Source organism: Citrobacter sp. EC_71 (assembly GCF_019584005.1).
In the GTDB taxonomy this organism is placed as follows: Bacteria; Pseudomonadota; Gammaproteobacteria; order Enterobacterales; family Enterobacteriaceae; genus Citrobacter; species Citrobacter werkmanii.
Map to the genome: position 1 here is coordinate 20,779 of NZ_VDAY01000023.1, position 14,421 is coordinate 35,199.

The following is a 14,421-nucleotide window of genomic DNA, read 5'->3' on the forward strand; positions in this document are numbered from 1 at the left end:
TTCGTAATTTCAGTTTGTTAGTTCAGGGGTGACTACTGACGCGAGCGCTAATTTCGCTGATGACATTTCTGGCCCGAAAATTAAGCGTTTTCCAAGGTGTTTCAGTAATGGAATACCCGGCATCCAGCGCAATACTGTAGCCTGATTTGAACATGATGAACGACGTGGCGCAGGCAAACTGCCAGCCGGAAATTGTCTGAATGGCGCTGCGCCCCTCTGCCTGGCTCGGAGCCTTACCCACAACGTAGAACAGGCGGTTGTGGGGAATGCCTTTATGCGCCAGTTCACGCCCCAGCAACAGTGAGGGTTCCAGGTCATCGAGTGAGGTTCCGGTGGCAATCACCACCAGATTTGACTGGCGGGCAATATCAAGAGAGGAAATATCGACAAACGGACGGGTATCAACAATAAGGCACTGGTAATTACTGGCAGCTTTGAGTGCCACATCATGACGGCGATAGACGCCCGTTTCGACAGCAGGAAAAATCCCGGTATTGTCGCGGCGCTCTGCCCATTTCGCGCTGGTCTGCTGCGAGCTGTCCAGGTCCGCAAGGTGTGTTTTTTTGCCGGAACGGGCAAATTCGACCGCTGTCGCGCGGGCAAGCGTAGAGCGACCTACGCCGCCTTTCTGGCTGATAAAACTGATAATCATGGAGCCTCCTGAATTCATGAAAAACGCACAAAATGAATGCAGGAAGAATGCTGCCTGAAAATACGGCCAGCATCGGTAATCAATTAAAACCGGATTTACATATTTTTATGAAGAAATGAAATATGCAATGCAGATTTTCATGAAAAAAGAATGTGTTGCCCGGAGAGGTAGCCTTTTTACGGCCTTTTCAGGATAAGCCTGTTGCCTCTTAATCTCCTTTACCATTGCCTTTGCTCCTTTAGCCTTTTCCTGCGCGAAATAAATTCATGAAAGTTAATTTTCATGAAAAACGAATAAAACAACAACCTCCGGCAAGAAAAATATTTGACTAATTAATGTATTACAAAAAACATGCTCAGCGAATAAATAATAGCCACAGGATACCGGGGTTGAGTTACCTGAATAAGAAATCATTGCCTGCTTTTTGTGCTAATGATAGTCTGTGCTCATATTTTATTCAGTACAGGAAGTGCAGAATGAAACAACAAAATGCTGGTTATCGTCTCGGACATAAAACCCGTCAGTTTCTGCGCTGGCTCAACGTGCATGAAACCCGACTTCAACAGCGTGGCGTTCCGTACTGGATAACAAAATTACCCCTGTATCTTTGCATTGCCACTGCTGTGGGATTGCTGATTGCTGGCGCATTGTTTGCCGCTTTATTTCTGGCCCTGATGATATTTATTGCCTGGTGTCTGATAACAGCAACAAAGGGGGGGATAGATCTCTCTTATAATGATGACAAACCTGTCGATGGGTATAATGCAACAGGACCCGAAGGTCCTGGTTTTTATCAAGGAGGTTATCGTATAGATGACTGATATTTTACTTGCTGATTTTCTGAGACAGAGATTCGCCCAGCTTTCCTCCTGATGTTTTTGCGTCATTTGTTCCGGTTACCGCAGCTCGTTCTATTACACCGCCCAGTTGAATTCCGGCCCATCCCAGCGCACCCATCCAGAATGCAGGGAGTACGATAAACATCGTTCCCATCACAAACTGCATAATCAAATCGTCCTGAGTATTCTGTATCCCAGCCAGATTCCACGAACTGTGGGTATCGCCATCATAAAGCAGTGCCAACATCCAGCCGTCCAGCCAACGAGCTAGCTCCCACCAGAACGTCAGGAACATCAGCCCGAACTGCGCAAATGTCAGCGTCAGTAACCTTTGCAGCATCACATATTCATAACCCAGTAATGGGGTATCCATTATATGACTGGGTGGAGAGATGTAATCACCTTCAGTTTTCACCCTCCAGCTATTACTCATAAAATGATATTCACTACTCAGATAACAGAGTCGATTAACTGGACCATCTTCTTCCTCCATTAAAAATATTTTTCCCTTTCTGGTTTTAATCCGTCGAAGGATCACCGGAGACTGAAAATAGATGGATAGTGTAAGATGCCCATAGAGCGCATAACGCCAGACCTCACTGGTTGTAATCTCCTCAGTGGTTTGCTTTTTTATGATATTAACGGCTTCATCAATCGTTACCCAGACCGGCATGACGGAATTGTTACTGTGATAAGGAACCGAATTCATATCACATTCTCCTGTTTTTATCTTCCAGAGGGACCCAACATCATCGTTAGTTAACACAAACAGAAACACCACTGGCAAATAAAAATCAAATATTAAAATTAATATTAGACACATGAATAATAATCAATCAATATCAAAAAAGAACATTTCATTTAATTTGTGAATACAAAACAGTTCTCCTGAAATTCTCAACAACAGGATATAATAATAACAAAAATCAGAGCTTGAAATTACATCATCGTCTAACATCCATTTCAGGAAAATATATGAAAATCTGTTCAGCATTCTATTTATGCACAGCAATATTTTTATTGAACGCCTGTGCGCATTCCCCAATTGATGCCAGGAAAAAGGCCCCCCCCAGAACAGAAGGCAGCATCAGTAAAAATGTTGCCAGTCAGTTGACAGATAAAGATATCTTTGGCAATGAGACCACGCTTGCCGTTTCAGAAGAAGATATCCAGGCCGCACTGGAAGGTGAGAAATTCAGCGTTCCGCTGAACTCTGCTGTCATCCTGGTCCAGTCCGGCAACCGCGCACCAGAGATGGTTATGCAACAGGAAATGAACCGCTACTACCGGATATCAACATTTTCCGGTATCCCGGACAGGCAAAAAGCCATTTCCTGTAATAAGGGAAAGAATGAGGAAGGAGACGTCGCCACCAGCGAAAATATGAACTATATGCAGGCACTACGCTATATTGCGGCAAAAGGGCAACAAAAGGCAGTCATCGTATACTGGGACACACTACAGTCAGGTAAATATGACACCACAACCAAAACCCTGGTCTGGTCAGATTATCGAAACGAAAAATTGTCCAGTACAGACTCGCTGCGTTACCTGGTGCGTTTCGCTCTGGTGGATGTGGCAACCGGAGAATGGGCGACCTGGTCTCCGGTAAACTATGAATACAATACCCTTCAGCCGATGACCGGAAAAAAACCGGTAACCGATGAGCAAATCGCCCAGTTAAAGCAGAAAACATTCGCAGCTGTGGTTAAGGATATGGTAAATCGCTATCAGTAATCAGATGCCACACTGTTACGTTGTCTGCCGCCAATTACCTGTGGCGGCAGCCAGCGGTATGAAAATATCCGGTCCTCTGAGCCATCTCTTTTTCCGGACCAGAAACCGTGCCAGTGCCCGCGACGCAAATAGGCCCTGACCTGCCGCCCGTTAATGGGACAGACTCCTGCGCTATCAAACAGCGTTACCAGCATTTCTCCCGTATTGTTGCCAACCGTCCAGTACCGTGGGCCGGCTGCCGGAAAAAGCCTGAATCCTTTTTTTGTTTTCACCTGTTTTGGACGAACCGGGTACATTCCAGGTTCGCGCTCACTGTCAATTTCAGGTTCGTCGGAGCAGATAAACAGCAGGAGTGACAATAATTTCCCAATATCATCAGATTTTCGTCGCAGATAATCGGTGATATATCCTGATTGTTTCAATGGTTCAATAACGTCAGCCCCCGCTCCGCTGACATCCAGACCATCACTGAACATCTTTTCCTGGATCGATTTGACAGAGCCAGATTTAAGAGGGAATGATTCAGTCTGTGTTCCGCTCTGACGGTTTAGTAGCAGGCAAAGACGTTTCTCACTATCAGCAACCCCCTGATTTACCGTAGCCCAGAATCCATGCAATCGTTCCCCGCCCATAATCATTCCTGGCGTTCTGATATAAATGCACCATTCAGGAAGCCGTAAAAAAACATCAACCGGTAATGAATCCGAAACAGGCGTATCCGTCAGAGCATCCAGCAGCGCGGGATGGACAGAATATATCCCCTTGCTGTATCGCCAGGTGCCCAGTACCTCGAGTTTTTGTATGTCATGGTATATCTCTCTGGTGAACGGTTTACGCCGTTTGCCCATAAACAATATTAGCCAGCAGCTTTCCGGCAAAAAACACCAATAAGGCCAGTCAGGAATTTCTTTCCCTTTCATTAAGCGGACATTTTCAATTCCACTGACAGCATCCGGATAGCGTTTATAAAAAGTATCAGCAATCCCCGCAGGATCCGATATGTGATGTTCTCCAGATGCCGCCATCAGAATATCCGCTCGCTCCACAGGCTGTATGCACTGGTACCCGCAATACAATGCTCCCAGTTAATACTTTCGTAAGTAAACGACACCGATTCTTCCGGCTGCCCACCGTTGTCGGTAATCGTGTGAGGAACACTGCTGTGTATACTCGCAATCCTTGCATTGATCAGCTTTACCCGATAATACAATTCATTAATCCCAAACCGGTTAGTGCGGTAATACTCAAAATCACAGGTCAGGCATTCATTCTCATTTATTGCCTTGCTCAACAGCGGTGAAGATTTATCCACCGGCTTCTGAATCACCAGTTCCTGATGGTTAACGTTCTGCGCCCGGCTTAAACCATGGTTCAGTTCTGTCACCATAATCTGATCCAGATGCGCCAGCTGCGCTTTATTCCCGATGGACGCCTGCGACGAACATCCCGCTGAAATCAGCCCCTGTAACTGTCCGTTTAATGTCAGATACACAAGATTTGCCATAGCGATACTCCTTTATTTTCCTGGTTTACCGTCCGGCGTTTCTGCCGGCAGGCTCTGCGACAACAGCAGCCAGCGACTCAGCACCCCGTCCAGCCGTTCGTTGATCTGTTTTTCCAGCATCCCGGTATTTTTCCCGGCAGACTGCGCCTGCTGGTACTGTGTCAGCAGGTATTCCAGCGGCGTGTCCTGATTCAGCGAGCGCTCAGCCTGGTAAACCACGGTTTTGATATAAGAGAGCGTGAAGCCTTCTTTCGCCTGCTCACGCTGAACCAGTAGTTCGGCAAACGAACGCAAATCTGCCCGCGTCTGCTGCCAGCCCTGCATTTGTGGGCTGTTCGCCGCGCGACCTTTCAGGGTGTCGTTCCACGTGGTGGTGGCCTGCTGCTGTTGCAGACTCTCCGGCCAGCGGCTGTCTGCCATCCGGACCATTCGCTGACCGGCTTCCAGCGGCTGCAACGGTGAAGCACCGGTCAGTTGCTGTAGCCGCTGCGGGTAGTCACTCAGCTGAGGCGATGCCAGCCAGACCGTTGCCGCCCCCTGCGCCGTATCACGTGCCGCCGCTACCTGCTGTTGCAGGGGATAAACCTGCCACCACCAGACGACAGCCGTGACAACCGCGCTACAGAGTATCCCGGCGATAAAACCTTTGAGGGTGTTTCCCGATATCTCCCGGGTCCGGGACGACACTGCGGCTGCCTCTTCGGGGACGACAACCCTCACCTCAGGCAGTTCCGGCAACGGCGGGACGGGAGTCGATACCGTTTCCACGCTCTCCGGCATATACATCAGCGTGCGAACCGTGGTTTTCGCCGCCGTATTTGCCGTTTTCTCTCTCGGTTGAGGCTCGCAGCGTTTTCGCGTGTTCTGCACAAAATAGAGCAGATTTTCCACCCGGGGGATGCGCTTAAGCTCCACCTGCTGGAGTTTGTCGCAAATCACCTGCAGCGCCCGCTCCACGCGATACAGCAGTGGAAGGTCCGCTTCGGAAAAAGCCAGCTGCTGGCGCAAAATATTGCCGGTCCGGGCGTTAAACCAGTCCAGCATTTCCGTGCGCGCGGCCCCACCCTGCGGCCAGAACTTATCCCATTCGCGGCCAATCAACGCCGCCAGTAACTCCACGCCTTCGCAGAACCCGGCCAGCCCCTGCGTACGCGTGCGCGCCAGCGTGTAGTAGCTGGCGGTGTGCAAATCCACGCCGTTGGACTTAAAAATGGTCAGCGCCAGCGACTCCACCAGCGTCCAGTTCATCTCCGGCTGCGCCGGGTGGCTGGCCTTGTTGATCTCCTCACGCAGGGCGCTGAACTCCGGCAGGCCGCGCGGATCCTGACCGGTGATAATCGTCTGAATATCCGTACTCATCGTCGTCACCTCCTCAGTACAACGTATCCGGCAGCCGGAACTGGCTGAACAGCCCGCCGGCAAACGGGTTGTCCTGCGTATCGGTGTGGACACGGTAGGTCATGGTGCCGCCATCCACGCTGAAGCGGGCGGTAAAGGTACCGTCCTGCACGCTGGTAAGCTGCCCTGCGCCAAACAGGCGGAACTGCGCCCACGGGCCGCTGAAGGCAATACTGCGCGGCGAGGTGTTGCCCCCCGCGCCCACCAGCGTCAGCTTGCTCTCATTGCCTTCGCGCATATTGTTCGGCCACACCAGGTGCGCCGTGTAGTTGCGCCCCTGGGCGTAATCCACCAGCTGTCCGTCAAGGTTCAGTACGCTGCGACGCTTGTTGCCGGACAGCGCCACGGTTTCCACCGCGAACTGCGCCCCCAGTCTATTCTGCGGGCTGAAGAAGATGTCGCGGATCTTCTGCGCGGTATCGAGCTGGTTCAGGACATCTTCGCGGATCACCACATTGTCTTCCCCGTTCAGCCCCTGGCTGTTTTCCACAAACAGCTGCAGGTTCTGCTGGTAGAACGTATCCAGCACGCCGCCCGGTTTAAAGAAGCGTTCAAACGCATCCAGCGAAGCGTCTTCTTTCGACCGGGCGTTAAACGGATATTTATCCGCCAGCTGATCGTTGAAGGTTTTCACCACGTTGTCGCGCCAGTCCACCTCCATATAATGGACCGCCTCTACCATCACCACATGCCACGCCTGCTCCGCCAGCTTACCCACCCAGCGGTTAAGCGGCGCAGGCAGGGTTTTCGCCATCTGGCGGGTGGCGAAAATCGGATCGCTGCTGTTCTGATCCAGCCGGAGCTGTACCGCCTTCAGGGCCGATTTTCCCGGCACCGGCGCGTTCTGTATCGCCAGCAGATAGCGGTGCAGTTCGGTCAGTTGCTGATAGACCGCCTGCAGGGTACTGGCTTTCTCCTTCTGCTCTTCCAGGCTACTGTTTTCAGGCCCAAACTCATGGCCCAGACGGTTCAGCAGTTGCCAGTCCGGCTCGGCCTGCGCCTGTGCGCGTTCCTTGTCACTCAGTTTTTCAGACAGGAGCGGCGGACGGGTATTGTCACGCAGCGCCGTCAGTACCCGCTGAAAAGGCTGATCGCCGCTGACAATCTGCTCCAGCGCACCGGTCAGCGCCGCCAGATTTTCGTAGTCCCGGACATTCAGGTTATCCATGCCTGCCCGCCAGGTGGCGGTGTAATCGCTGATATACTGCTCAATAAGCTGGCGCTGAATTTCCGTCCGGTCAGCCTCGCTGTAGGTCACATTGTGCGTCAGGGCCAGCACCCAGGAATCCATGGCGGTGAGCTTCACCAGCTCCTCACGCTGTTTCACAAAATAGCTCTGCAGGCCGTAACGGGTCAGAAACTGCGGGACAATCAGCTTATTGTCGTCGGTGGAAATAAATGTCTGCTCAAACGTCGGCCCGGTCTGATCGCGCAGGCTGAGATCGGCGGGCAGCACGCCCAGCGCCCGCGTTTTCAGGCTCTGGTATACCCGCTGATAAACCGGCAGTTTACTCAGCTCTTTCTGCGCGGCGACAACCGTTTTCTCGTAAGGCCCCCACAGGCTGACGGCGTCGGCATCCCCCTGCTGGCGCTGTGCGTGCCAGTCGGTGTGCGCCAGCGCATAATCAAGATGGGACATCAGCTGCGCCTGAACATCACGCTTCCCGTGAAACTGCTCGCTCCAGCGCTTCGCCATAAACTGCTTCACCACCGCGTCATTACGCCCGCTCTTGTCTTCCAGCATGCGGATGACGCGCAATGCGGCGAGTTTCTCTTCCGACTCCGGCGGCGCGCTGTTCATCTGTTTCACCAGCCCGTTCAGCAGGGCCGGAAGGTAACGCTGCTCCAGCAATTTAAGATACGTCTGCTCCACGTAAGGCCCCACCCGCGTCCCCTGATAGAGCCCCATATCCGCCAGCCAGCTTCTGTCGCCCCAGTCGCCGTAGGCCAGCGTGGCATCACGCACCGGATTCAGCAGCGGCAGTTGCAGATAACCGCTGTCATCCATGCCCTGCGGCGGCGGCACCGCCATAAAGGACTTCGCCTGCGCCAGCACGGTCTGCCCGGCGCGGTAGTTTTCGTTATACCCGTGATGCCAGCCCCAGATAAGCAGTAACCCTGCCACCGCACCACACCCGGCAAAGAGACTCATCCGGTGACGAGACCGGGTCAGCCACAGGCGGTTTTCCCCGGCCAGGTTCGGCTCGGCCAGCAGCACCTGCGGGAACAGCTCTCGGGTAAAGTACGGCGTGGTATCGACCAGCGGCCAGGCAACCATGGAACTCTGTTCCAGCCCGTACTGGCGGGCGGCGGACTGGGTAAAAATGTCATCCATCTGTCCGCGCTGCAGGGAAGAGGTCAGATAGACGCCGCGCAGGCAGATATCCTGGTGCTCACCGTCCAGTAACGCTTCCAGCAGTCGGGCAATTGTCTCCCCGCCCCCCAGCATCTGGCGGGAGAAACTGAACGCCGCGCTGCGTGCCGCCGGGGCGGACTGGCTGAGCATCTGGTCCGCCAGCGCCAGGTTCATTTGCTGTCCCCAGGACTGCCAGAAGGCATCCAGCTCGCGACGCCAGTCATCGCGTTCATGGGCATTGTGGGTGAACGTCACCCCCAGAATACTGTCGCGCCCGTTGCGATCCAGGGCACGGAACCAGGCGGCAAACCCGGCCAGTAGATCCAGCTTGGTCAGTACGATATAGACCGGCAGACGGGAATGCAGCGTCTGGCGGATCGCCTGCAGCTGGCCGCGCAGCGTCTGTACCAGCTGCTCATGGCGGCGTTTATCGGCAGTCAGTAAATCCGGCAGATCCAGCGTCAGGATCAGGCCGTTGAGCGGCTGTCGCGTACGCTTTTGCAGCAACCAGCCCAGCCAGTGCTCCCGCAGGCGACGGTGTAACAGGTTGCCATTATCCGGATCCGCCAGCGCGCCATCGGTATCAAAAATTACCGCCTGCCTGCCCACATAGGGCGTGATAAAGACCTGCTGGTCGGCTCCCCGGCTGGCGTCCGGCGTATAAATCACGTCAGCCGGAAACCCTTCGCGCAACAATGTTGTTTTACCGCTGCCCGCAGGTCCCGTGACCAGATACCACGGCAGTTGCCACAGATAGCGACGGCTGTCCAGATGGCGCTGCAGCCGCAGTAGCCAACGGTCGAGATAACGCTGCTGAACGTTGACGGCCACGGTAAGCAGATCCAGCTCTTCCTGACGCTGCTGCTTCTGCTGTTTTTCCACCCGCTGCAGGCGTTTCACCACGCTGACGGTCAGCCAGATGAGGGCCAGCAGCACCCAGACCGCCGTCGCCAGCCAGCGATTGGCCAGCGGTTTCAGCCAGTATGTCTCGTAAAACCGCCACGCCGGACCTTTCCACCAGACCCAGACCAGCAATATCACCCACGCCAGCGCCAGCAGCCAGGCCACGGATACTTTAAACCGGGGCATCGCAGGTCTGAGCATGGATGCCAGCCCGCTGAACAGCGGGGGTATACGGGGAGTCGGTATTCTGAACACAAAACGCTCCTGTTTTATTCGCTCGCCGTTTCCATCGCGAGTTTCGTTTCCAGCTGTTCCAGCAACGCCGGTTCCCAGTCAGACAGCATCGTGTGCAGTCCAGTCTTAAACAGCATCTGGTAATGGTATTGTGTAAGCTGCGTCATGCCAGCGGCTTCCTGCAGTTGCGCCGTCAGATACTGGCGGTAAAACTGCGCGCGCGGCGTATTACCAGGCTGCTTTTCAGCCAGCGCCAGCGCCGCCTCCAGTCCTTGCTCCTGCCAGCACTGCCAGACCTGCTGCGTCATATCATCCGTGGCAACCGCAACAGCGACCGGTTTCTGCGGCTTATCGGCCAGCCACTGCCGGGTGGCGTCGCTGATAAACGGCGAACGGTCGTTAAACAGCAGGGAAGCAAGCGCAGGAAGACGCGCCACAAAACGACGAACCTCAGCACGCACCGCCTGCGCCACGTCGTCGTGGCCGAGCAACTGCGCTATCTGCGCAGAAAGGTGATGGCCGTCCAGCCAGTAGGGTGCCAGCAGCAGGCTCTGCTCAACCTGCTGCCAGAGCGTCATATCCGCACGGGCAAGACGAGCCTGGTAGTCAGCGACCATATCGGCAGAGACCGCCGCCAGTGGCGTGCGACCGTCGCTCTCCGCCTGCGGGGCGGAGGTAATGTTCTGCCACAGAGCGTGACGGCGCAGGCGGTATCCCTGCGGCGAATCAGGCTGACGTTCGCAGAGAATACCAGCCACCTTCAGCAGCGTGTCACGCCAGGCTTTATCGTCATGGCTGTCGATGTTCACCACCGGCGCAGGTGCTGCCGTGACTGGCACGACTTCCGGGATCGTTGCACCAATGGTAGGTGGTACCGGCGGAGCGGCTACTGGAGAGCTGTCACGAAACGCCCGCTGGTACTGCGCGAACAGGTCATCGGTGGCAGACGCCAGTTCCGGCATTCCGCACGTCTGCCAGCACTGTGCCAGTTTTGCCAGTTCCCCCAGCAGAGCATCACGCTGCTCCGGGGCGGATGTGGCAGCAAATCCCCCCATGCCGGGTTCAAAACGTTTCAGGATCTGGTCGGCAAAGCGTTTCTTATTCGCGGCGCTCTGCGGCCAGGCGATAGTCCAGTAATGGGTGACGTATTGTGTCAGTACGCTGAGCGCAAGTAGCGGGTTACCCGCATGTTGCAGGGTGCGCAGCAGATGTGACACCAGGCGAAAATCCTTACTCTCCGAGGCCAGAAGCTGCAGCCCCTGCCGCTGGAGTTCCGGGACATCAAGCTGCGCGTGGTTCAGCGAACCCAGCTTGACAATTTCGCCGTCGATATATTCCCACTGCGGGTTTTCATCGCTGAGTTTACTGGCCAGTTTTTCTTCCGGCAGCGCTTCCAGCAGATGCGCCAGCCAGACGTCCGGGTTATGTATATCCATATCGTTATTCCCCCGCCCAGTGGCAGGCTTCACGCAGCGGCGCGAGAGTCTGCGCCAGTCCGTCAATGTTAAAGGTCAGTTGCCCGGAGCTTCCGTTCCCGGTTTCCAGGGTTAACGTTTTTGCGTCGAACAACTGTTTAATCTCGTCAATTCCCGCCAGCCCCCGGCTGGCCTCCAGCAGATAGCCGTTTTCACGGACAAACCAGTGCGAACGTAACAGCCCGTTGTCTGTTTTCAACGTCACCGGAATATCGCTATCCTGCCGGGGTGATGCGAGCGCCACCTGCATCCGGGTGATATTGTCGACACAGCTGAACATCAGCACCGGGCGTGGCGGCAGGCTGCCGATAGCGGGCGTGGTGATAATCACCGCCGGACGTTCACCTTCGGTACGGGTCAGCAGCAGCGCCGTGGAGTTATCCGCACGCTGCGCCTCCTGCTCAAAGGCTCTTTTGCGCGCCTCGCCGTCATAGCGCGCCTTCACCAGCGCCCCGGCAAAGCCGGTGTCAGGCTGCGGTGACAGAATGCGGTCATAGCAGTCCAGACGCTCCAGGGCGGCAGGCTGTTTCCGACAGGCCGACATTGCGTTAAGCGTGGTCTGCGCATCCGCCGTCTCACTGGCATACACCGGTGAAACCGTCAGCAACAGGGGCAGCAGCCAGCAGGCAGAAGGTCTCATACCGTGCATTCTTCCTCTGTTGCCGCCGCCTCCACGTCGGCAGTAAACACACCGTCCTGCACATCCAGCGTGATACGGGCGACAGCGGTATTCGCCGCCATCTTCAGCAACAGCAGCAACGAGAGCGGCGGCAGCATATCGCCGTCAATAACCGACTCCAGCATGCGCGCCCCGTTTTCGGCGCGGGTAACGCGCTGCATAATTTCATCGGTCACACCCGGTGTAATCACCACCTCTGCGCCGAAACGGGTACGCAGCACGTTATCCAGACGGGCGAGTTTTCCGGCAATAATGGTGGTCAGCGTTTCGCGTGACAGTGGCAGATACGGCACCACCTCCATTCGCGCCAGCAGCGCCGGTTTAAAGAAGTCCGCCAGCACCGGATACAGGGCTTCCTGCATAACCTCCAGATTATCCGCATGTTCGACAATCACCTGATAACCGAGGTTGGAGGTCAGGAAGAAAACGATGTTTTTACAGTCGATCAGTCGCCCTTCGCCGTCGGCCATTTCACCTTTGTCGAAGGCCTGATAGAACAGGTTGAGCACGTCAGGGTGCGCTTTCTCCACCTCATCGAGCAGCACCACGGAATAGGGTTTCTGGCGAATCGCTTCGGTCAGCACGCCGCCCTCGCCATAGCCGACATAGCCCGGCGGTGAGCCAATCAGGCGTGAGACGGTGTGTTTCTCCTGGAATTCGCTCATGTTGATGGTGGTAAGGTACTGACGCCCGCCGTAGAGCAGCTCAGCCAGTTGCAGAACGGTTTCTGTTTTACCCACACCGCTGGGACCGGCCAGCAGAAACGCGCCGAGCGGACGCCCCGGACGACGCAGATCGGCCCGCGCCGTCAGCAGGTGTTTATGCAGATGTTGAATCGCCAGGTCCTGGCCTTTAATGGTCTCGCCCAGCCACTGCGGCAGATCGGTAATGACCGACATTTCATTCTGCGACAGGCGATTGAGCGGGACGCCGGTCCATTCAGCAATCACAGCCGCGATTTGTTTTTTGTCCACATGCGGTGATACCAGCAACTGCGTATGGTGCAGCGAATCCAGCTCAGCGCTCAGAGACGCCAGGCGTTCCGCAGCCGCGGTTGTCTCTTCCGGTACGGTATCAGCCTGCGGTAGCACGTCGTCGTTTGCCGCATCGTCCTCATCCTGCGCCTCTGCTTCCGTCAGCAATGCCTGGCGCAGGGCGATAATTTCCTGTACCAGCGTCTGTTGCTGATGCCACGCGGCATCCAGCGCCTGCAGTTCTGCCTGCGCCGTTTCATACTGCGCGTGAACCTCATCGCGCCTGCCACCGTCCGGGCGCAGACCAATCCGTATTTCCCGCTCAAGCTGGCGGATCTCCGCCTCGCACTGCTGGCACTGGGTGGTCAGCGCTGAGATTTGTTTTGGCGGCGAGGACAGATTGATTGCCACGCGGGCGCAGGCGGTATCCAGTACGTCGATAGCTTTATCCGGCAGCTGACGCCCGGAGAGGTAGCGCTCGCTCAGTGTCGCCGCCGCCTGCAGCGCATCATCATCAATCAGCACACCGTGCGCCTGCTCGTACACCGCCGCCAGCCCGCGCAGAATAATGGTCGCTTCTGCCGCTGTCGGTTCGCTCACCTTCACTAACTGGAAGCGGCGCGACAGGGCAGCATCTTTCTCGAAGTATTTTTTGTATTCGCTCCAGGTGGTGGCGGCAATGGTTTTCAGCTCGCCGCGCGCCAGCGCCGGTTTCAGCAGGTTGGAGATATCCAGCCCGCCCTGCTGGTTGCCCGCGCCAATCAGCGTGTGAGCCTCGTCGATAAACAGAATGACGGGGACCGGCGACTGAATCACTTCCGCCATCAGCCCCTTAAAACGCTTCTCAAACTCGCCCTTAACGGAAGCCCCCGCCTGCAACGCCCCCAGATCCAGCGTCATAATATCGGTATTTTTCAGCTTGTCCGGCACCTGACCGGCAACGATACGCAGCGCCAGCCCTTCGATCAGCGCACTCTTGCCCACCCCCGCCTCTCCCACCACCACCGGGTTGTTCTTGCGACGTCGGCAGAGAATGTCGATCATCAGGTCGATTTCTTTGTCCCGGCACAGCACCGGGTCGAGCCGTCTCTGACGGGCGTCTTCAGTCATGTTTTTGGCGTAACGGGCAAGGAGACTCTCTTCTGAACGCACTGCCGTGGGAGCCGATTTATCCGCATTCAGCATGACCGACTCCGCCGACTCCCGCGTCCAGTCGGCAAAATCCTGGCGTAACCGGTCGCGGTTAATCCCGGTCAGCAACCGGGCTGCGGCAGGCGGCACATAGCGCGACGCAGAATGCAGCAGAGCCAGCAGCAGGATACCGCCGCGCAGCTCGCTGGACTGCATCTCCGCCGAGGCCAGCAGCCAGCCGTCGCGCAGCCATTCAACCAGCAGCGGCGAGAATACCGGGTAGCTGTCGGTATGGCGCATGGTGGCGTAATGCTCCACCTTCAGCGCCTGTCCCAGCTCGTCCACGCTTATCTCTGCCTTTTCCATAATCACCCGCAGGTCGCAGCGCGGAATGGCCAGCATCTGGGTCAGCACATGGCTGACGGTAATTTCGGTGGCCTGCTGGCTCATACAGGCCGTGGCGGCCATTTCCAGCGCCTGACGGGAGAACGGGTTCAGCCGTTTAACCAGCGTGGAGATATCAATCTGAATCATGGGTG

11 protein-coding genes are annotated in these 14,421 nt (G+C 55.8%); 2 read left to right on the forward strand and 9 right to left on the reverse strand.

Going from position 1 to position 14,421, the window contains the following annotated elements:
- Window positions 1–22: 22 nt before the first annotated feature.
- Window positions 23–652 (reverse strand): ParA family protein, encoded by a 630-nt coding sequence (locus FHD02_RS20090; RefSeq protein WP_220394247.1) that lies wholly within the window; start codon window positions 650–652, stop codon window positions 23–25.
- A 476-nt stretch (window positions 653–1,128) separates the two neighbouring features.
- On the opposite strand from FHD02_RS20090, the gene FHD02_RS20095 reads away from it, so the two are divergent.
- Window positions 1,129–1,473, forward strand: a complete 345-nt coding sequence (locus tag FHD02_RS20095; RefSeq protein ID WP_220394248.1) for a DUF3742 family protein — start codon at window positions 1,129–1,131, stop codon at window positions 1,471–1,473.
- Window positions 1,474–1,477: 4 nt separating this feature from the next.
- Here FHD02_RS20095 and FHD02_RS24755 read toward each other — a convergent pair whose 3' ends face one another.
- Entirely contained in the window at window positions 1,478–2,200 is a 723-nt protein-coding gene (locus tag FHD02_RS24755) for a conjugal transfer protein TraG N-terminal domain-containing protein (RefSeq protein ID WP_309241898.1), read from the reverse strand.
- A 266-nt stretch (window positions 2,201–2,466) separates the two neighbouring features.
- Between FHD02_RS24755 and FHD02_RS20105 the strand changes: the two genes are divergently transcribed.
- Complete coding sequence (locus FHD02_RS20105; RefSeq protein WP_220394249.1) at window positions 2,467–3,228, forward strand: hypothetical protein; 762 nt, start codon at window positions 2,467–2,469, stop codon at window positions 3,226–3,228.
- Here the strand turns inward: FHD02_RS20105 and FHD02_RS20110 are convergent.
- Genes FHD02_RS20110 through tssH form a run of 7 tightly spaced genes read right to left on the reverse strand, consistent with a single transcriptional unit; the run spans window position 3,222 to window position 14,416 of the window.
- Window positions 3,222–4,253 carry a hypothetical protein gene (locus tag FHD02_RS20110; RefSeq protein ID WP_220394250.1) on the reverse strand — a complete coding sequence of 344 codons (1,032 nt, stop codon included), beginning with the start codon at window positions 4,251–4,253 and terminating at the stop codon, window positions 3,222–3,224. The two genes, FHD02_RS20105 and FHD02_RS20110, sit on opposite strands and share 7 nt — an antisense overlap.
- Window positions 4,253–4,732, reverse strand: coding sequence for an Hcp family type VI secretion system effector (locus tag FHD02_RS20115; RefSeq protein WP_220394251.1), 480 nt, complete (start codon window positions 4,730–4,732; stop codon window positions 4,253–4,255). Before FHD02_RS20115 ends, FHD02_RS20110 begins: the two co-directional genes overlap by 1 nt.
- Window positions 4,733–4,744: 12 nt before the next feature.
- Complete coding sequence (locus tag FHD02_RS20120; protein WP_220394252.1) at window positions 4,745–6,091, reverse strand: VasL domain-containing protein; 1,347 nt, start codon at window positions 6,089–6,091, stop codon at window positions 4,745–4,747.
- Between the two features lie 13 nt (window positions 6,092–6,104).
- Window positions 6,105–9,644, reverse strand: a complete 3,540-nt coding sequence (gene tssM / locus FHD02_RS20125) for a type VI secretion system membrane subunit TssM (protein WP_309241899.1) — start codon at window positions 9,642–9,644, stop codon at window positions 6,105–6,107.
- A 14-nt stretch (window positions 9,645–9,658) separates the two neighbouring features.
- Complete coding sequence (gene tssA / locus FHD02_RS20130) at window positions 9,659–11,059, reverse strand: type VI secretion system protein TssA (RefSeq protein WP_220394253.1); 1,401 nt, start codon at window positions 11,057–11,059, stop codon at window positions 9,659–9,661.
- A gap of 4 nt (window positions 11,060–11,063) precedes the next feature.
- The gene (gene vasI, locus FHD02_RS20135) at window positions 11,064–11,747 is read right to left on the reverse strand and encodes a type VI secretion system-associated protein VasI (RefSeq protein WP_220394254.1); all 684 of its coding nucleotides are present in this window, start codon (window positions 11,745–11,747) and stop codon (window positions 11,064–11,066) included.
- Window positions 11,735–14,416, reverse strand: coding sequence for a type VI secretion system ATPase TssH (tssH, locus tag FHD02_RS20140; protein ID WP_220394255.1), 2,682 nt, complete (start codon window positions 14,414–14,416; stop codon window positions 11,735–11,737). The genes vasI and tssH overlap by 13 nt, the downstream gene beginning before the upstream one ends.
- Between the last annotated feature and the right edge of the window lie 5 nt (window positions 14,417–14,421).